Origin of the sequence: Sphingobium wenxiniae (genome assembly GCF_007830065.1) — a bacterium.
In the GTDB taxonomy this organism is placed as follows: Bacteria; Pseudomonadota; Alphaproteobacteria; order Sphingomonadales; family Sphingomonadaceae; genus Sphingobium; species Sphingobium wenxiniae.
Genome location: NZ_VLKK01000003.1, coordinates 339,979 through 357,055 on the forward strand (window position 1 = coordinate 339,979; position 17,077 = coordinate 357,055).

Genomic DNA, 17,077 nt, shown 5'->3' on the forward strand with positions numbered 1-17,077 from the left:
TCGGTCAGAACAGCGACGCCGCGGCTGCCGCGCTGGCTTTGTCCAGCACGGGATTGAGCAGATAACCCAGCACGATCACGACGGCGCAGGCGGTCAGGATCACATTTTCAACCGCGCCGCCCCGCGCCTCATAAGCGGCTGCGGGCTCATCGAAATAGATCGTCTTGATGATCTTGAGATAATAATAGGCGCCGATCACGGACGCCGCGATGCCGATGGCTGCAAGCGCCGCGAGATTGGCGGCCACAGCCGCATCGAACACCAGGAACTTCGCCCAGAAGCCGAAGAGCGGCGGGATGCCGGCCATCGAGAACATGAAGATCGCGAAAGCCGCCGACAGCCCCTTGCGCGATTGGGATAGGCCCGCGAGGCTGGCGATCGTCTCGACCGGATTGCCCTGCGCATCGCGCATCTGGAGAATGCAGGCGAAACTGCCGATCGTCATCAGCACATAGATCGCCATGTAGCTCATCGTCGCGGCGACCCCTGCGGGCGTTCCGGCGGCAAGGCCGATCAGGGCGAAACCCACATTGTTGATCGACGAATAGGCCATCAGGCGCTTGATATTGGTCTGGCCGATCGCCGCCACGGCGCCGAAGATGATCGATGCCAGCGCCACGAAGATCACGATCTGCTGCCAGTCGAGACCCGCCGGTCCCAGCGCCTCGATAGCCACGCGAACCGTCAGGGCAACCGCCGCCACCTTGGGCGCGCTTGCGAAGAAGGTGGTGACCGGCGTGGGCGCGCCCTCATAGACGTCTGGCGTCCACATATGGAACGGCACCGCGCTGATCTTGAACGCCAGCCCCGCAAGTACGAAGACCAGCCCGAACAGCTCACCCTTCGACACACCGTCCGCCAGGGCAAGCGAAATGCCGTCGAAAGCCGTGCTGCCGGTAAAGCCGTAGAGCAGTGCCGTGCCATAGAGCAGGATACCGCTCGCCAGCGAACCCAGCACGAAATATTTAAGGCCCGCTTCGGACGACCGCTCGTCCTGCCGCATGAAGCTCGCCAGCACATAGGAAGCGAGGCTGTTCATCTCCAAGCCGACATAGAGCGTCAGCATGTCGCCCGCCGACACCATCATGCCCATGCCTACAGCCGCGAACAGGATGAGGACCGGATATTCGGGGCGAACGGCATGACCCACGGCAAAGAAACGCGGGGCCAGCAGGATCGCAGCCGCCGCCGCGCCATAGATCAACGCCTTGGCGAAAACCGAGAAGGCGTCCGCGCGCACCAAACCGCCGAAGGCGTCGGGGCCATGCTCCAGGGAGCAGCACAAGGCTACGCCCGCCAGCGCAAGGGCAATCACCGAAAGCCAGTTCACGACGCGCGCCGTGCCCTCGCCGCCAAAGGCCGCGGTCAGCAGCAGGATCAAGCCGCCCACCGTCAGGATCAGCTCGGGCAGGACCGCCAGAAGGGAAGCCATATCGATCATCGGTGCGCCTCCCCATGCGCGGCAGCGTGTTCATGGATGCCGTCCCCGGCAGGCTTGGGCGCTCCCATTGCGATCCTGGAATCCCCCGCCGGAGCGGCGGAGGCGAGGCGCGCTTCGAGCGCGTGGATGGCAGGACGCATGGGCGCGAGGAAACTTTCCGGATAGACCCCCATCCACAGCACGACCGCGGCAATGGGCGCGAGCAGCGCGACTTCCCTGACCGACAGGTCGGGCATAGCCGCCGCATCGGCATTCTTCTGTTCGCCATAGCAGATGCGGCGATAGAGATAGAGCATATAAGCCGCCCCAAGGATGATGCCCGACGTGCCGACCAGAGCCGCCCAGGTCGAAACCTGATAGACGCCCATCAGCGACAGGAACTCACCCACGAAGTTGCTGGTGCCCGGCAGGCCGACCGCCGCCATCGTGAACAGCAGGAACAGCACCGCATATTTCGGCATGTTGATCGCAAGACCGCCATAACGCGCGATCTCCCGCGTGTGCAGGCGATCATAGATCACACCGACGCAAAGGAACAATGCGCCCGACACGAGGCCGTGTCCCAGCATCACCATCATCGAGCCTTCCAGACCCGCCTGATTGAAGGCGAACAGGCCCAGCGTCACGATTGCCATATGCGCGACCGAGGAATAGGCGATCAGCTTCTTCATGTCCGACTGCACCAGCGCGACGAGGCTGGTGTAGACCACCGCCACCATCGACAGGCCCCAGACCAGCGGCGCGAGTTGCGCGGATGCCTCCGGAAACATGGGCAGCGAGAAGCGGATGAACCCGTAACCGCCCATCTTCAGGAGCACGCCCGCCAGGATGACCGACCCGGCGGTCGGGGCCTGAACGTGCGCGTCGGGAAGCCAGGTATGGACCGGCCACATCGGCATCTTGACGGCAAAGCTCGCGAAGAAGGCCAGCCACAGCCATATCTGGATATGCGGATCGAAATTATAGGCCATCAGCGCGGGGATTTCGGTCGTCCCGGCCTCGTGCACCATCCACATCATCGCGATCAGCATCAGCACCGAGCCGAGCAGCGTATAGAGGAAGAATTTATATGAGGCGTAGATACGATCCGCGCCGCCCCAGATGCCGATGATGAGATACATCGGAATAAGGCCCGCTTCGAACATGATGTAGAAGAGATAGAGATCCTGCGCCGTGAAGACGCCGATCATCAGCACCTCCATGAACAGGAAGGCGGCCATATATTCACCGACCCGCTTCTCGATCGCCTGCCAGCTCGCACCGATGCAGATCGGCATCAGGAACACGGTAAGCGCGATCAGCATCAGGGCGATGCCGTCGATCCCCAAGGCCCAGGCGAAGCGCCCGAAGATCGGGGCATATTCCTGGAACTGCCATTGCGGCGCGCTGGCCGACTGGTCGAAGTTAATCCACAGCACGATGCCCAGCACCAGATCGGCCAGCGTCGCCAGCAGGGCGATCCAGCGCGCCTGTCCGGCGCCCGCGAACAGACACGCGATGGCCCCCGCCATCGGCACTGCCATCATCAGGGAAAGGATGGGGAAGCCGTCCATTATCGTGTCATCGCCCAGGTTGCGCCCGCGGCGAGGCCGATCAGCATCACCAGCGCGTATGTGTAGAGATAGCCGGATTGAAGCCGACGGGTGACTTTGTTGCCCTGCACGACCAGCGCGGCGAGGCCGTTCGGCCCGAAACGGTCGATGAAGCCGATGTCGCCGAACTTCCAGAAGAAGCGCCCGATGGCAAAGGCAGGCTTCACGAAGAGCATATGATACAGCTCGTCGAAATACCATTTGTTGAGCAGGAACTGGTAGAGAACGCCGAACTGCGCGACGAAACGCTGCGGCCAGTCCGTGTGCCGGATATAGCTCAGCCAGGCGATCAGCAGGCCGGCCAGCATCACCGTGAAGGGACCGAATTTGACCCAGGTCGGCACTTCATGGCTCGCGTGCATCAGATGGCTGTCGAACGCCAGCGCGCCCTTCCAGAACGCGACGCCGCCTTCCGGACCGATGAACTGGTCATGGAAGATGAAGCCCGCGAACACCGCACCAAGGGCCAGCACGACCAAGGGCACCAGCATGACCCACGGGCTTTCGTGCGGATGATAGCCGCCGGTGCCCGTGGACAGAGCATGTGCATCCCGTTCATGACCATGCGGATCATGTCCGGCATCTTCCTGCGCGGGCGCATTGTCATGCTCCGATCCATGGCCGTGCGCGTCGTGCAGCGCGTGCTGGATATGCTCCGACGCGGCCCAGCGCGGCTTGCCGAAGAAAGTGAGGAACACCAGACGCCAGCTATAGAAGCTGGTGAGCAGCGCCGCGAACACGCCGACCAGATAAGCGCCCACGCCCGAACCGCCCGAAGCATAGGCCGCTTCGAGGATGCCGTCCTTCGAATAGAAGCCCGCGAAACCGATCCCGGCCAGCGGCAGGCCGACGCCCGTGATGGCGAGCGTTCCCAGCGTCATCGTCCAGAAGGTGACCGGAATCTCCTTCCGCAAAGCGCCATAGTAACGCATGTCCTGCTCATGGTGCATCGCATGGATGACCGAACCCGCGCCCAGGAACAGCAGCGCCTTGAAGAAGGCGTGGGTGAAGAGATGGAACATCGCCGCGCCATAAGCGCCGACGCCCGCCGCGAAGAACATGTAGCCAAGCTGCGAACAGGTCGAATAGGCGATGACGCGCTTGATGTCGTTCTGCACCGTGCCGACCGTCGCCGCAAAGAGACAGGTCGCAGCCCCAATGAAGGTCACGAAGCCCAGCGCCGTGGGCGATGTTTCGAACATCGGCGAGAGGCGGCACACCATGAACACGCCCGCCGTCACCATGGTCGCCGCGTGGATCAGCGCCGACACCGGGGTCGGCCCCTCCATCGCATCCGGCAGCCAGGTGTGCAGGCCAAGCTGCGCCGACTTGCCCATCGCGCCGATGAACAGCAGCAGGCAAAGCACGGTCATGGTGTCGAAACGGTGTCCCAGGAAACCGATGGTCGAACCGGCCATGGACGGCGCGGCTTCCAGGATTTCCGGGATCGAGATGGTGTTGAACACCAGATAGGTGCCGAAAATGCCCATCATGAAACCGAGATCGCCGACGCGGTTGACGACGAACGCCTTGATCGCGGCGGCATTGGCGGAGGGCTTGCGGAACCAGAAGCCGATCAGCAGGTAGGATGCCAGGCCCACGCCTTCCCAGCCGAAGAACATCTGCAACAGATTGTTCGCGGTCACCAGCATCAGCATCGCGAAGGTGAACAGCGACAGATAGGCGAAGAAGCGCGGCTGGTCCGGGTCTTCCTCCATATAGCCCCAGCTATAGAGATGGACGAGGCTCGATACGCTGGTGACGACCACCAGCATCACGGCCGTCATCGTATCGACGCGCAGCGCCCATTGAGCATCGAAGCTGCCCGACTGTATCCAAGTGAAGACCGGCGCGACATAGGGTTCGGCCTGGCCGGTCAGGAAGCTGATAAAGATCGGCCAGCTCAGCGCGCAGCTGATAAACAGCGCGCCGGTGGTGACGATCTTCGCGGGCAGCTTGCCAAGGGCCTTGTTGCCAAGACCAGCGATGGCAGCAGCCAGCAGCGGGAGAAGGACGATAAGCTGGATCATGGGTTCAGGCTCAGCCCTTCATCCGGTTGACATCATCGACGGCGATAGTGCCGCGACCGCGGAAGTAGATGACGAGGATGGCAAGGCCGATGGCCGCCTCACCCGCCGCGACGGTCAGCACGAACATGCTGAACACCTGCCCCACCAGATCGCCGAGGAAGGCGCTGAAGGCCACGAAGTTGATGTTCACGCTGAGCAGGATCAACTCGATCGCCATCAGGATGATGATGACATTCTTGCGGTTGATGAAGATGCCGAGCACGCCCATCACGAACAGGATCGCGCTGACCACCATATAGTGCTGAAGACCGATCACAGCTCCACCCCCTGCCCCACGGGCTGATTGACGTTACGGATCGCCTCTTCCGGACGGCGGCGGTTCTGGCGCGCGATGTTCTGGCCGCGCACGCCGCCGCGGGCGCGATGGGTCAGCACGATGGCGCCGATCATCGCGACCAGCAGGATGATGCCCGCCGCTTCGAACAGGAAGATATAGCGGGTGTAGAGCAGCCCGCCGATCGCCTGGATATTGCTCAGTTCCGGGTTCACCGGCGCGGCGCGCTGGGCCAGTTCGATAGGACCGGCGCTCCAGATGCCGATGCCCAGCACGATCTCGGCCAGCAGCACCAGCGCGATCAGCATGCCGAAGGGCAGATAATCGACGAAACCGGCACGCAATTCCGCGAAATCGATGTCGAGCATCATGACGACGAACAGGAACAGCACGGCGACCGCGCCCACATAGACGATGACGAGCAGCATCGCGATGAACTCGGCGCCCAGCAGGACCATCAGGCCCGCCGCGTTGAAGAACGCCAGGATCAGCCACAGCACCGAATGAACCGGATTGCGCGACAGGATCGTCAGCGCGCCGCTGCACACCACGAGCGCGGCGAACAGGTAAAAGGCGAAGACGTGAATCACAGGACCATTATCCCCTTCGGCGGCTGCGGCTTAACGGTAAGGCGCGTCGGCGGCAAGGTTCGCGGCGATGGCCCGCTCCCACTTGTCCCCGTTCTCAAGGAGCTTGGCCTTGTCATAGATCAGCTCCTCGCGCGTTTCCGTCGCAAATTCAAAGTTCGGACCTTCCACGACCGCGTCCACCGGGCAGGCTTCCTGACAGAAGCCGCAATAGATGCACTTCGTCATGTCGATGTCATAGCGCGTCGTGCGGCGGCTGCCGTCCTCGCGCGGCTGCGCCTCGATGGTGATCGCCTGCGCGGGGCAGATCGCCTCGCACAGCTTGCAGGCGATGCAGCGTTCTTCCCCATTGGGATAGCGGCGCAGAACATGTTCGCCCCGGAACCGCGGCGAAATCGGGTTCTTCTCATAGGGATAGTTGATGGTCGCCTTGGGCTTGAAGAAATATTTCAAGGTCAGCCAATGCGCCTTCACGAACTCCCAGAGAGTGAAGGATTTGATGTAATAGCCGAGGCTCACTTTCTCTGTCCTTCCTCAACGCTCTTTGCATCGGCGAGCTGGCAATTGCCTTTTGCCGTTTCGTCGTAGGCAAACAGGTTATCAGCCTGCGGCGTGACATCGCCTAAGCGTGCAGCATATGGATTCAATGGATCGTCCGATGGGACCGCTCTCAAAACTCTCAAAGCGCCTGTTGCTGCATCCCGAAGACCGAACACCCATTCGTTCTGATTATCTGCTTCCCCAACAAAATAGATCGGCGCCTTTGGCGGCTGCATAGTTTGCAAACTCGCAAGCTGCGCTTCGGACAGAGAAACTTTGGGAACAGCAACCATCCGATCAACCGGGTTGGCTTCGCTGAAGGTTGACAGCGCGCAGCTTAGAACAGCCGCAACAGTAGCAAGTTCGCTCATCCCCCATACCTCGTCAGCATGAGGAAGCCCGACACCAGGAAGACGAACAACAGCGAAGTCGGCAGGAAAATCTTCCAGCCCAGCCGCATCAGTTGGTCATAACGGTAGCGAGGCACCGTCGCCTTCACCCAAGAAAAGACGAAGAAAAAGAACAGGATCTTGGCGAACAGCCAGAGGATGCCAGGCACATAATAAAGCGGCGCCCAGTCGAACGGCGGCAGATAACCGCCCCAGAACAGGATGGCGTTGAGCGCACACATCAACAGCACGTTCGCATATTCGCCCAGCCAGTAGAGCGCAAAGGACATGGACGAATATTCGGTCTGATAGCCCGCGACCAGCTCGGATTCCGCTTCGGTGAGATCGAACGGAGCACGCGCCGTTTCCGCCATGGCAGAGATCAGGAACATGATCGCCATCGGGAACAGCAACGGATTGAAACCATGGCCGTTCAGAAAACCATAATAGCCCTTCTGGCTTTCAACGATGGTCGAGAGGTTGAAGCTGCCGGCCCACAGCACGACGGTGATCAGGATGAAGCCGATCGAAACTTCATAGGAGATCATCTGCGCGCTGGCGCGGATCGCGGAATAAAAGGGATATTTGGAGTTCGACGCCCAGCCCGCGAGCACGATGCCGTAAACGCCAAGGGACGAAACCGCGAGAATGTAAAGCAGGCCGACATTGATGTTCGCCAACACCACGCCCACCTGGAACGGGATCACTGCCCAGGCCATCAAGGCTATTGTGAAGGTGATGATCGGCGCGATGATGAACAGGGTTCTGTTCGCGGCCGATGGAATGATGGTTTCCTGGAGGAACACCTTGGCGCCGTCCGCGAAGGACTGGAGCAAGCCGAAGGGACCGACGACGTTCGGACCACGGCGCAGCGCCATCGCCGCCCAGATCTTGCGGTCGGCGTAGATGATCATCGCCACCGCCAGCATCAGCGGCAGGGCGATCAGCAGGATGCCGATGACCGTGGAAAGCAGCCATGCGCCATCATAAGGCAGGCCGAGATTCTGGAAGAAAGCGGTCATTCCGCGGCCTCCGCGAAGGTCTCACCATGGATCAGCTCGGCCGAGCATTGCTGCATCGTCGGGCTGGCGCGGCAGATGGCGTTGGTCAGATAGAAATCCTTGATCGGCGAACCGAACTCGCCGCTCGCCCCAGTCGGCAGCTTCGGCGCGGCCCAGCCATAATCGGCCAGACCCAACTGACCCAGAGCCGGAACCGCCTTCGCCATCTCCGCCCGCAGCGCGTCGAAGCTGTCGAAGGGCAGCGTCGCCCCCAGCACTTCGGACAGCGCCCGCAGGATCGACCAGTCTTCACGGGCATCGCCCGGCGCGAACACGGCCTTTTCGCCACGCTGCACCCGGCCCTCCAGATTGACATAGGTGCCCGCCTTTTCGGCATAGCTCGCGCCCGGCAGGATCACGTCCGCCGCATGGGCGCCCTTGTCGCCATGATGGCCGACATAGACTTTGAAGCTGTCCTCGAACGCCGCATAATCGACCTCATCCGCGCCCAGCGAGAACAGCAGCTTGGGCTTGGCAGCCGCCACCGCCTTGACGCCGCCATCGACCGCATAACCGAGCATCAGCCCGCCCATGCGCGCCGCCGCGAAGTGCAGGACGTTATATCCGTTCCAGCCCTCTTTCACGAGGCCCAGCGTCTCGACCAGCGCCAGCGTATCGCCATGCGCCCCGTCCTTGGCGAGCACGCCACCACCCACGATCATCGCCGGACGCGCGGCCTTGCCAAACACCTCGATCACCGCTTGCGGCAGCTTTGCCAGCAGCGACGCATCATTGCCCAGCCACTCGACCTTGTAGGTCAGATCGACTTCCGGACCGATGCCGAAAACCTTCGCGCCCTTCTTGATCGCCTTGCGGATGCGCGTGTTCACCAGCGGCGCTTCCCAGCGCAGATTGGTGCCGACCAGCAGGATCACGTCCGCCGTCTCGATCCCCGCCAGCGTCGTATTGAAGTTCACCGCCGAAAGACTCGACACGTCATAGGCAAGGCCCGTCTGACGCCCTTCCAGCATCGTGCCGCCCAGCTTCTCGACCAGCGCCTTGCCCGCGAACATGGTTTCGCAGTCGAGCAGGTCGCCCGCCAGCGCCGCCACGCTGCCGCCATGCTGGACGGCGGCGATCGCCGCGAAAGCCTCGTTCCAGGTCGCCGGGACCAGCTTGCCGTTCTCGCGGACATAGGGCTTGTCCAGCCGCTTGCGGACCAGACCGTCGACATTGTGGCGGGTCTTGTCCGACGCCCACTCCTCGTTCACGTCGTCATTGATGCGCGGCACGGCGCGCAGCACCTGACGGCCCCGGCTGTCGAGGCGGATATTGGTGCCGACCGCGTCCATCACGTCGATGGCATGGGTCTTCTTGAGTTCCCAGGGCCGCGCCTCGAACGCATAGGGCTTCGACGTCAGCGCGCCCACCGGGCACAGGTCGACCACATTGCCCGACAGCTCGCTCTTGGCGGCATGTTCGAGATAGGTGGTGATCTGCATATTCTCGCCGCGATAGATGGCGCCGATTTCCGGCACGCCCGCGACTTCCTCGGCAAAGCGCACGCAGCGGGTGCACTGGATGCAGCGGGTCATGACCGTCTTGACGATCGGACCCATATATTTTTCGGTGACGGCGCGCTTATTCTCATCGAAGCGGCTCTTGCCACGACCATAGGCAATCGACTGATCCTGCAAGTCGCATTCGCCGCCCTGATCGCAGATCGGGCAGTCGAGCGGATGGTTGATGAGCAGGAACTCCATCACCCCCTCGCGCGCCTTCTTGACCATCTCGCTGTCGGTGCGGATCTCCTGACCGTCCGCCGCCGGAAGAGCGCACGACGCCTGCGGCTTGGGCGGTCCGGGCTTCACCTCGACCAGGCACATGCGGCAATTGCCCGCGATGCTGAGGCGCTCATGATAGCAGAAACGCGGGATTTCCTTCCCCGCCAGCTCGCACGCCTGAAGGACCGTCGCGCCCGCCGGGACTTCGAGTTCTACGCCGTCTACTGTGACCTTGGGCATTATTGTGCCTTTTCCGCAGTCTGCTGTGGAGTTGCATTCGCGAGCCGGAAATAATTGATGGCGACCGTTCCGCGCATTGTAACGCGGTTGAAATTCATGGTCCCTTCAGGGAGGCAATGTGCAAATATAGGACGCAGATCGTCAATGCGACTGGTTTCTTCTGGACTATCTGGCGGTGTCAACAACCAGAACCGCGCACGGATGGGATCTTCCCGAACCACGCATTCCCCATAACGCGACACCCATCCGATGGCTGCCGTCTCCTTGTTTTCTTCCAGTATCTCAGCTCGCTTGCGCTTGCTCTTCACTCCGGCAAGCTTCGCGTCCAATTCGGCAGGCGTATCCGAACGGATATGGGCAAGAGGCAGGCGGTTAGAAAAATCGATCTCATGCTTTTTTGAATAATCCGCATTCACAAGGGCATCGGCCAAAGCATAGCGATATAGGTCACCACCGAATGTCATTTGGGTGCCCATGCCCCCGGTTTTGCCAAGGCAAGCACCGTTGATGAGGTCTGGATATTCTTTGAGGATCGTGGAATTGTCAGCATTGGCAATAATGGCCTCCGCAGCGCGATCGTGCCTGATTTTGACGACGCATCGGGCATAATCATACATGATCTTGCGAGCGCGGGCATCCTCCCGCGCTTTATCGGCATACGCAGGCACCGCCATTCCAAGGGTCGCAAGAACCGGGAGGAAAAAGAATTTCACTCCGCCGCCTCCATCACAGGAGCGCCGCGTTCATTGATCCGCCGCTCGATCTCGGGACGGAAATGCCGGATCAGCCCCTGAATCGGCCAGGCCGCCGCGTCGCCGAGCGCGCAGATGGTGTGGCCTTCGACCTGCTTGGTGACTTCGAACAGCATGTCGATTTCACTCTGTTCGGCATCGCCCGTGCGCAGCCGCTCCATCACGCGCCACATCCAGCCGGTGCCCTCGCGGCAGGGCGTGCACTGGCCGCAGCTTTCATGCTTGTAGAAGTAGGACAGGCGCGAAATGGCGCGGACTATGTCGGTCGACTTGTCCATGACGATGACGGCGGCGGTGCCAAGGCCGGAGCCAAGCGCCTTGAGGCCATCGAAATCCATCGGCGCGTCCATGATCTCCTTGGCGGGGACCAGCGGGACCGACGACCCGCCGGGAATCACCGCGAGCAGATTGTCCCAGCCGCCGCGAATGCCGCCGCAATGCCGGTCGATCAGTTCCTTGAAGCTGATGCCCATCGATTCCTCGACGACGCAGGGCCTGTTCACATGGCCGCTGATCTGGAACAGCTTGGTGCCCTTGTTGCCTTCCCGCCCGATACTCGCGAACCATTCGGGCGAACGGCGCAGGATCGTCGGCGCCACGGCAATGCTCTCGACATTGTTCACCGTGGTCGGGCAGCCGTAGAGACCCGCGCCCGCCGGGAAAGGCGGCTTCAGGCGCGGCTGGCCCTTCTTGCCCTCAAGGCTCTCGATCTGCGCGGTTTCCTCGCCGCAGATGTAAGCGCCCGCGCCGCGATGGACGAAGACGTCGAAATCATAGCCCGACCCGCAGGCATTCTTGCCGAGAAAGCCCTTTTCATAGGCTTGCTCGACAGCGGCGAAGAGCACTTTCGCCTCATAGATGAACTCGCCGCGAATGTAGATATAGGCGGCGCGCGCGCGCATCGCGAAACCGGCGACCAGCGCGCCTTCGATCAGCTTGTGCGGATCGTGGCGGATGATCTCACGATCCTTGCAGCTACCCGGCTCGGATTCGTCGGCGTTGATGACCAGGAAGCTGGGACGGCCATCCTTGCTTTCCTTGGGCATGAAGCTCCACTTCATGCCGGTCGGGAAGCCCGCGCCGCCACGGCCGCGCAGGCCCGACGCCTTGACCTTCTCGATGATGCTGTCCTGGCCCAATTCCAAAAGCGCCTTGGTATTGTCCCAGTCGCCGCGCTTCATCGCCGCGTCTATGCCCCAATCCTGGAAGCCATAGACGTTGGTGAAGATGCGATCCTTGTCGCTGAGAGGCGCAATCACATCACTCATGCCCGCGCTCCCTCATTCCATTGGCCGCGATAGTCGTGATTTTCGGCGACCATCTCCTTGAGGCTGGTCGGCCCGCCTTCGGGGCAGCTCGTCTGACGCTCGATCTGCGGTCCGATTTTCGGCTGCTTGCCGGCGGCGAGATCGTCGAGGATCGCGCTCATGCTGTCATAGGTCAGGTCTTCGAAATTATCGTCGTTGATCTGGACCATAGGCGCATTGGCGCAAGCGCCCAGGCACTCGACTTCGGTCAGCGTGAACAGGCCGTCGGGCGTGGTCCCGCCTTTCACCAGCCCCTTGTTCTTGCAGGCGGAGAACACGTCGTCGGAGCCGCGCAACATGCAGGGCGTCGTGCCGCAGACCTGCACATGATAACGGCCCACCGGCGCGAGATTATACATGGTGTAGAAGGTCGCGACTTCATACACGCGCATGTACGGCATATCGAGCTGGTCGGCGATATATTCCATCACCGGCACCGGCAGCCAGCCTTGCGTCTGCGTCTCCGCGCCGACCTGCCGCTGGGCGAGATCGAGCAGCGGCATCACCGCCGACTGCTGACGGCCTGCGGGATAGCGGGCGATGACCTTCTTCGCCTGTTCGGCATTCTCCGCCGTCCACGCAAAAGCGCCCCAGCGCGCGCGGGTCTCGGCTTCGTCGGGGATATGAACTGCGTCAGCCATTACTCGTCGCCACCATTCATATATGCTGCAACTATGTGATTACCCTCGGTCTTAACCGCCAAATCATAGCCTTGGACCGAATTGCAGGACCAATTTGTATGCACCAGATGATCGCTGCCCTGTAAGCCTGACATTCCGGTCATTTTGCAATTTTTCGGACGAAAATCCGAAATTTGCAGCGGCCTTTTGGTCTTGAAATAGTGAACCGTGAGGCTTGCGCCGCCAGCGATTGCTGCAAATGCACTAGCGTCTTCCCGTCCCGCCGCCTTGTATGCAGCCAGAACAACCTTTTGACTGTCGTTCTGGGCAGAAACGGAGTCGCAAGCAGCAAGCGCTGCCATGCTTCCGGTGGCTAGAGCAACCATTGCACCCCTCACCGGTCACACTCCCCGAACACGATGTCCATCGCGCCCAAGACAGCGGTGGTGTCGGCCAGCATGTGGCCCTTCAGCATGAAATCCATCGCTTGCAAATGCGAGAAGGCGGTCGGGCGGATCTTGCAGCGATAGGGTTTGTTGCTGCCGTCCGCGACCAGATAAACGCCGAATTCGCCCTTGGGGCTTTCGGTCGCCACATAGACCTCGCCCGCGGGCACATGGAATCCCTCGGTATAGAGCTTGAAATGGTGGATCAGCGCTTCCATCGACTGCTTCATCTCGCCGCGCTTGGGCGGGGAGACCTTGCGGTCGAAGCTGGCGATCGGACCTTCCGGCATGTCGTTGAGACACTGTTTCATGATCCGTGCGGACTGACGGACTTCCTCGACGCGGACCATGAAGCGGTCGTAGCAGTCGTAATTGGTGCCGACCGGCACGTCGAACTCCATCCGGTCATAGACATCATAGGGCTGCGACTTGCGGATGTCCCATGCAATGCCGCTGCCCCGGATCATCGGCCCGGAGAAACCCCATTTCAGCGCATCTTCCTTGCTGACAACGGCGATGTCGACATTGCGCTGCTTGAAGATGCGGTTGTCCGCCACCAGCGAGATCGCGTCCTCGAACAGGCGCGGCAGGCGCGTGTCGAGCCAGTCGGCGATGTCGGTGAGCAGCTTGAGCGGCACATCCTGATGCACGCCGCCCGGCCGGAAATAAGCCGAATGCATCCGAGCGCCGGACGCCCGCTCGAAGAAGTTGAGGCAGTCCTCGCGGATTTCGAACAGCCACAGGTTCGGCGTCATCGCGCCGACGTCCATGACGTGCGAGCCAAGGTTCAACATGTGGTTGCTGATGCGGGTCAGTTCCGCGAAGAACACGCGCAGATATTGGGCGCGCAGCGGCACTTCGAGGTTCAGCAGCTTCTCGATCGCCAGCACATAGCTATGCTCCATGCCGAGCGGCGAGCAATAGTCCAGCCGGTCGAAATAAGGCAGCGCCTGCAAATAGGTCTTATATTCGATCAGCTTTTCGGTGCCGCGATGGAGCAGGCCGACATGCGGATCGCAGCGTTCCACGATCTCGCCGTCCAGTTCCATGACAAGGCGCAACACGCCGTGCGCCGCGGGATGCTGCGGGCCGAAGTTGATGGTGTAGTTCTGAATCTCCGTATCGCCGAGCGTCGGATCGTCGGCATTGATCTTATGATCCAGTTTTTCGATATAATCGGACATCAGGCCTTGTCCTCGGGCTTGGCAGCGCCTTTGCCTTCATCGGTGTCGGCGGCGGGCTTGGCCGGCGCTTCAGGGGACTTCGCGTTCGCCTTGCTGTCGGTCGGCTCGCCGGCTCCGCTATCGCCGGACTTTTCCGTTACCTTCGGCTTGTCGCCCTTCTCCTCGCCCTTGGGGGCGGCGGGCGGCGGCGGCGGAGCAGGCGCGGGCGACGGCGCGCCGGGCGCCTGCGGCGCCTTCTCATCGCCCGGCAGCACATATTGCGCGCCTTCCCAGGGACTCATGAAATCGAAGCTGCGGAAATCCTGCGCGAGGCGAACAGGCTCATAGACGACGCGCTTGTCCTCTTCGGAATAGCGCAGCTCGACATAGCCGGTCAGCGGAAAGTCCTTGCGCTGCGGATACCCCTTGAACCCATAGTCGGTCAGGATACGGCGCAGGTCGGGATTGCCGGAAAAAATCACCCCATACATGTCGAACACCTCGCGCTCCAGCCAGCCCGCGACGGGCCAGATGTGCGTGACGCTGGGGACGGGCGTATCCTCGTCGGTCGAAACCTTGACGCGGACGCGGTGATTGCGGGTGACGGACAGCAGATGATAGCAGACCTCGAAGCGTTCCGGCCGTTCGGGATAATCGACGCCCGCCACTTCCATGAGCTGCTGATAGTGCGCGCGGCCGCGCAGCACTTCCATCGCGTCGGCCAGCTTTTCGCGAACGACGGTGAAGCTCAGTTCGCCTGCATGATCGACGGTTTCGATCAGCATCGAACCCAGCAGTCCGGCAATCTCTTCCGCAATGCCGGGGATGGCCGCGATCTTTGGAGCGGAATGTCCCATATCAGCGCGAGTCCCTCAACGTTCGAAAGTCCCAATGCGGCGGATCTTCCGCTGTAGCTGCATCACGCCGTAAAGCAGCGCTTCGGCGGTCGGCGGGCAACCGGGGACATAGATGTCCACCGGCACGATCCGGTCGCAGCCGCGCACGACCGAATAGCTATAGTGATAATAGCCGCCGCCATTCGCGCACGACCCCATGGAAATCACATATTTCGGTTCCGACATCTGGTCGTAGACCTTCCGCAACGCCGGAGCCATCTTGTTGCAGAGCGTGCCCGCGACGATCATGACGTCCGACTGGCGCGGAGACGCGCGCGGGGCCGCCCCGAACCGCTCCATGTCATAGCGCGGCATGTTGACGTGGATCATCTCCACCGCGCAGCAGGCAAGGCCGAAGGTCATCCACCACAGCGAGCCGGTGCGCGCCCAGGTGAACAGGTCCTCGGTCGACGTGACAAGGAAGCCCTTGTCGCTGACTTCGGTGTTCAGCGCGTTGAAGAAATCCTGGTCGGGCTGAGTCCCCACCGGCGGCATGGTGCCGGGGGCGGGACCTGTCAGTTCTACTCCCAATCGAGTGCTCCCTTCTTCCACGCATAGACAAGGCCGAGCACCAGTTCGCCTATGAACACCATCATCGTCGCCCATCCGGCCCAGCCGATCTGTTCGAGACTGACCGCCCAGGGAAAGAGAAACGCCGCTTCCAGATCGAAGATGATGAACAGGATCGCGACGAGGTAGAAGCGCACGTCAAACTGGCTGCGCGGCTCTTCGAAAGCGGGAAAGCCGCATTCATATTCCGAGAGCTTTGCCGGATCGGGCTTGTGCGCGCCGGTCAGGCGCCCCACCAGCATCGGCAGAAAGACGAAGGCGCTGGAAAGCAGCAAGGCGATCCCAAGAAAGATCAGGATCGGAAGATATTGGGCGAGATCGACCAACGGAATCCCCTGGGCGAAAATGACTATGGGCGCGCTTTAGGACTGCTGCATATGCGAAGCAAGGGGGCAGGCCCCTGAGAATGAATCGCAAAAAGCGCGGAAGCCCTGTGCTTCGACGCTATCGGCCTTAGCGCAGCGCTCCGGCGACCAGCTTGTGCAGCTTGCTGTGGACGGCATCGTTGCCCGCGATAACCTCACGCCGCTCGATCGGCTGGTCGCCGCCGCGGAAGTCGGTGACGAAGCCGCCCGCTTCGCGCACCATCAATATGCCTGCCGCCACGTCCCACGGCTGGAGTCCGCTTTCCCAGAAACCGTCATACCGGCCGGAGGCGACATGGGCGAGGTCGAGCGAGGCCGCGCCGAAACGACGGATGCCCGCGACCGAAGGCGCGACCGCGCCGAAAATGCGGGTCCATTGGGCGAAATCGCCATGACCCATGAACGGGATGCCGGTCGCGATCAGGCATTCACCCATGTCGCGGCGGGCGGAGACTCGCAGGCGCTGGTCGTGGCGCCAGGCGCCCCGGTTCTTTTCGGCCCAATAGCTTTCGTCGGTGATCGGCTGATAGACCAGGCCGGTGGTGATTTCCTTCCTGCCCCCATAAAGCGGCTCTTCCACTGCGATCGAGATCGCGAAATGCGGAATCCCGTGCAGAAAGTTGGTGGTGCCATCGAGCGGGTCGATGATCCAGCGCGGCTTGTTGGGATCGCCTTCGATCATGCCGCCCTCTTCCAGCAGGAAACCCCAGTCGGGGCGCGCGCGCTGCAATTCCTCGACCAGCGTTTCCTCGCAGCGTTTGTCGGCCAAAGACACGAAGTCCGCCGGCCCCTTGCGGCTGACCTGGAGATGCTCGACCTCGCCAAAGTCGCGGCGCAGCTTGGAGCCTGCCTTGCGGACAGCGCGTTCCATGACGGTGAGAAGGCCGGAGTGCGATACCATGTTCTTTTCTCCTCCCTCCACCAACGGAGGGATATGGGTGCGGGGTTTGGAGACGCCCTGAAAAGGAAAAGGCGGAAGGCTCGCCTGCGCTCGCCACCCACCCCCCTGTCCCTTCCGCA

General features: G+C 61.7%; 18 protein-coding genes. All 18 read right to left on the reverse strand.

Annotation, left to right across the window (positions count from 1 at the left end; all coding sequences use genetic code 11):
- Positions 1-4 precede the first annotated feature (4 nt).
- The 18 genes from nuoN to IQ35_RS06165 all read right to left on the reverse strand — a co-directional run bounded on the left by nuoN (position 5) and on the right by IQ35_RS06165 (position 16,958).
- Positions 5-1,441, reverse strand: coding sequence for an NADH-quinone oxidoreductase subunit NuoN (nuoN, locus tag IQ35_RS06080; protein WP_021247117.1), 1,437 nt, complete (start codon positions 1,439-1,441; stop codon positions 5-7).
- A complete protein-coding gene (locus IQ35_RS06085; RefSeq protein WP_145072274.1) occupies positions 1,438-2,994 on the reverse strand; it encodes an NADH-quinone oxidoreductase subunit M in 1,557 nt (518 codons plus the stop codon). The genes nuoN and IQ35_RS06085 overlap by 4 nt, the downstream gene beginning before the upstream one ends.
- Positions 2,994-5,063, reverse strand: coding sequence for an NADH-quinone oxidoreductase subunit L (gene nuoL, locus IQ35_RS06090; RefSeq protein ID WP_145072275.1), 2,070 nt, complete (start codon positions 5,061-5,063; stop codon positions 2,994-2,996). The genes IQ35_RS06085 and nuoL overlap by 1 nt, the downstream gene beginning before the upstream one ends.
- A gap of 10 nt (positions 5,064-5,073) precedes the next feature.
- On the reverse strand, positions 5,074-5,379 hold the full coding sequence (gene nuoK, locus IQ35_RS06095; RefSeq protein ID WP_021247120.1) for an NADH-quinone oxidoreductase subunit NuoK: 306 nt from the start codon (positions 5,377-5,379) through the stop codon (positions 5,074-5,076).
- Entirely contained in the window at positions 5,376-5,987 is a 612-nt protein-coding gene (locus IQ35_RS06100) for an NADH-quinone oxidoreductase subunit J (protein WP_021247121.1), read from the reverse strand. The genes nuoK and IQ35_RS06100 overlap by 4 nt, the downstream gene beginning before the upstream one ends.
- 30 nt (positions 5,988-6,017) lie before the next feature.
- Positions 6,018-6,503, reverse strand: coding sequence for an NADH-quinone oxidoreductase subunit NuoI (nuoI, locus tag IQ35_RS06105; RefSeq protein WP_021247122.1), 486 nt, complete (start codon positions 6,501-6,503; stop codon positions 6,018-6,020).
- Entirely contained in the window at positions 6,500-6,895 is a 396-nt protein-coding gene (locus IQ35_RS06110; protein ID WP_040603273.1) for a hypothetical protein, read from the reverse strand. Before IQ35_RS06110 ends, nuoI begins: the two co-directional genes overlap by 4 nt.
- Positions 6,892-7,935, reverse strand: coding sequence for an NADH-quinone oxidoreductase subunit NuoH (gene nuoH / locus IQ35_RS06115; RefSeq protein ID WP_021247123.1), 1,044 nt, complete (start codon positions 7,933-7,935; stop codon positions 6,892-6,894). Before nuoH ends, IQ35_RS06110 begins: the two co-directional genes overlap by 4 nt.
- Positions 7,932-9,938, reverse strand: a complete 2,007-nt coding sequence (nuoG, locus tag IQ35_RS06120) for an NADH-quinone oxidoreductase subunit NuoG (RefSeq protein WP_145072276.1) — start codon at positions 9,936-9,938, stop codon at positions 7,932-7,934. The genes nuoH and nuoG overlap by 4 nt, the downstream gene beginning before the upstream one ends.
- On the reverse strand, positions 9,938-10,651 hold the full coding sequence (locus tag IQ35_RS06125) for a hypothetical protein (protein WP_021247125.1): 714 nt from the start codon (positions 10,649-10,651) through the stop codon (positions 9,938-9,940). The genes nuoG and IQ35_RS06125 overlap by 1 nt, the downstream gene beginning before the upstream one ends.
- Complete coding sequence (gene nuoF / locus IQ35_RS06130; protein ID WP_021247126.1) at positions 10,648-11,958, reverse strand: NADH-quinone oxidoreductase subunit NuoF; 1,311 nt, start codon at positions 11,956-11,958, stop codon at positions 10,648-10,650. The genes IQ35_RS06125 and nuoF overlap by 4 nt, the downstream gene beginning before the upstream one ends.
- Positions 11,955-12,638 (reverse strand): NADH-quinone oxidoreductase subunit NuoE, encoded by a 684-nt coding sequence (gene nuoE, locus IQ35_RS06135; RefSeq protein ID WP_145072277.1) that lies wholly within the window; start codon positions 12,636-12,638, stop codon positions 11,955-11,957. The genes nuoF and nuoE overlap by 4 nt, the downstream gene beginning before the upstream one ends.
- On the reverse strand, positions 12,638-12,979 hold the full coding sequence (locus IQ35_RS06140; protein ID WP_145072278.1) for a hypothetical protein: 342 nt from the start codon (positions 12,977-12,979) through the stop codon (positions 12,638-12,640). Before IQ35_RS06140 ends, nuoE begins: the two co-directional genes overlap by 1 nt.
- A 32-nt stretch (positions 12,980-13,011) precedes the next feature.
- Positions 13,012-14,247, reverse strand: a complete 1,236-nt coding sequence (locus IQ35_RS06145; RefSeq protein WP_062066685.1) for an NADH-quinone oxidoreductase subunit D — start codon at positions 14,245-14,247, stop codon at positions 13,012-13,014.
- Positions 14,247-15,083, reverse strand: coding sequence for an NADH-quinone oxidoreductase subunit C (locus IQ35_RS06150; RefSeq protein WP_145072279.1), 837 nt, complete (start codon positions 15,081-15,083; stop codon positions 14,247-14,249). The genes IQ35_RS06145 and IQ35_RS06150 overlap by 1 nt, the downstream gene beginning before the upstream one ends.
- Before the next feature lie 15 nt (positions 15,084-15,098).
- A complete protein-coding gene (locus IQ35_RS06155; protein WP_031292355.1) occupies positions 15,099-15,653 on the reverse strand; it encodes a NuoB/complex I 20 kDa subunit family protein in 555 nt (184 codons plus the stop codon).
- The gene (locus tag IQ35_RS06160) at positions 15,644-16,018 is read right to left on the reverse strand and encodes an NADH-quinone oxidoreductase subunit A (protein ID WP_021247131.1); all 375 of its coding nucleotides are present in this window, start codon (positions 16,016-16,018) and stop codon (positions 15,644-15,646) included. The genes IQ35_RS06155 and IQ35_RS06160 overlap by 10 nt, the downstream gene beginning before the upstream one ends.
- A 127-nt stretch (positions 16,019-16,145) precedes the next feature.
- Complete coding sequence (locus IQ35_RS06165; RefSeq protein ID WP_145072280.1) at positions 16,146-16,958, reverse strand: inositol monophosphatase family protein; 813 nt, start codon at positions 16,956-16,958, stop codon at positions 16,146-16,148.
- Positions 16,959-17,077: the final 119 nt, after the last annotated feature.

What these genes read in the sequence shown, in the direction of transcription:
- nuoN (WP_021247117.1), bottom strand. Translation starts at nt 1,441, where the DNA reads ATGATCGATATGGCTTCCCTTCTGGCGGTCCTGCCCGAGCTGATCCTG.
- IQ35_RS06085 (WP_145072274.1), bottom strand. Translation starts at nt 2,994, where the DNA reads ATGGACGGCTTCCCCATCCTTTCCCTGATGATGGCAGTGCCGATGGCG.
- nuoL (WP_145072275.1), bottom strand. Translation starts at nt 5,063, where the DNA reads ATGATCCAGCTTATCGTCCTTCTCCCGCTGCTGGCTGCTGCCATCGCT.
- IQ35_RS06110 (WP_040603273.1), bottom strand. Translation starts at nt 6,895, where the DNA reads ATGAGCGAACTTGCTACTGTTGCGGCTGTTCTAAGCTGCGCGCTGTCA.
- nuoH (WP_021247123.1), bottom strand. Translation starts at nt 7,935, where the DNA reads ATGACCGCTTTCTTCCAGAATCTCGGCCTGCCTTATGATGGCGCATGG.
- nuoG (WP_145072276.1), bottom strand. Translation starts at nt 9,938, where the DNA reads ATGCCCAAGGTCACAGTAGACGGCGTAGAACTCGAAGTCCCGGCGGGC.
- nuoF (WP_021247126.1), bottom strand. Translation starts at nt 11,958, where the DNA reads ATGAGTGATGTGATTGCGCCTCTCAGCGACAAGGATCGCATCTTCACC.
- nuoE (WP_145072277.1), bottom strand. Translation starts at nt 12,638, where the DNA reads ATGGCTGACGCAGTTCATATCCCCGACGAAGCCGAGACCCGCGCGCGC.
- IQ35_RS06140 (WP_145072278.1), bottom strand. Translation starts at nt 12,979, where the DNA reads ATGGCAGCGCTTGCTGCTTGCGACTCCGTTTCTGCCCAGAACGACAGT.
- IQ35_RS06145 (WP_062066685.1), bottom strand. Translation starts at nt 14,247, where the DNA reads ATGTCCGATTATATCGAAAAACTGGATCATAAGATCAATGCCGACGAT.
- IQ35_RS06150 (WP_145072279.1), bottom strand. Translation starts at nt 15,083, where the DNA reads ATGGGACATTCCGCTCCAAAGATCGCGGCCATCCCCGGCATTGCGGAA.
- IQ35_RS06165 (WP_145072280.1), bottom strand. Translation starts at nt 16,958, where the DNA reads ATGGTATCGCACTCCGGCCTTCTCACCGTCATGGAACGCGCTGTCCGC.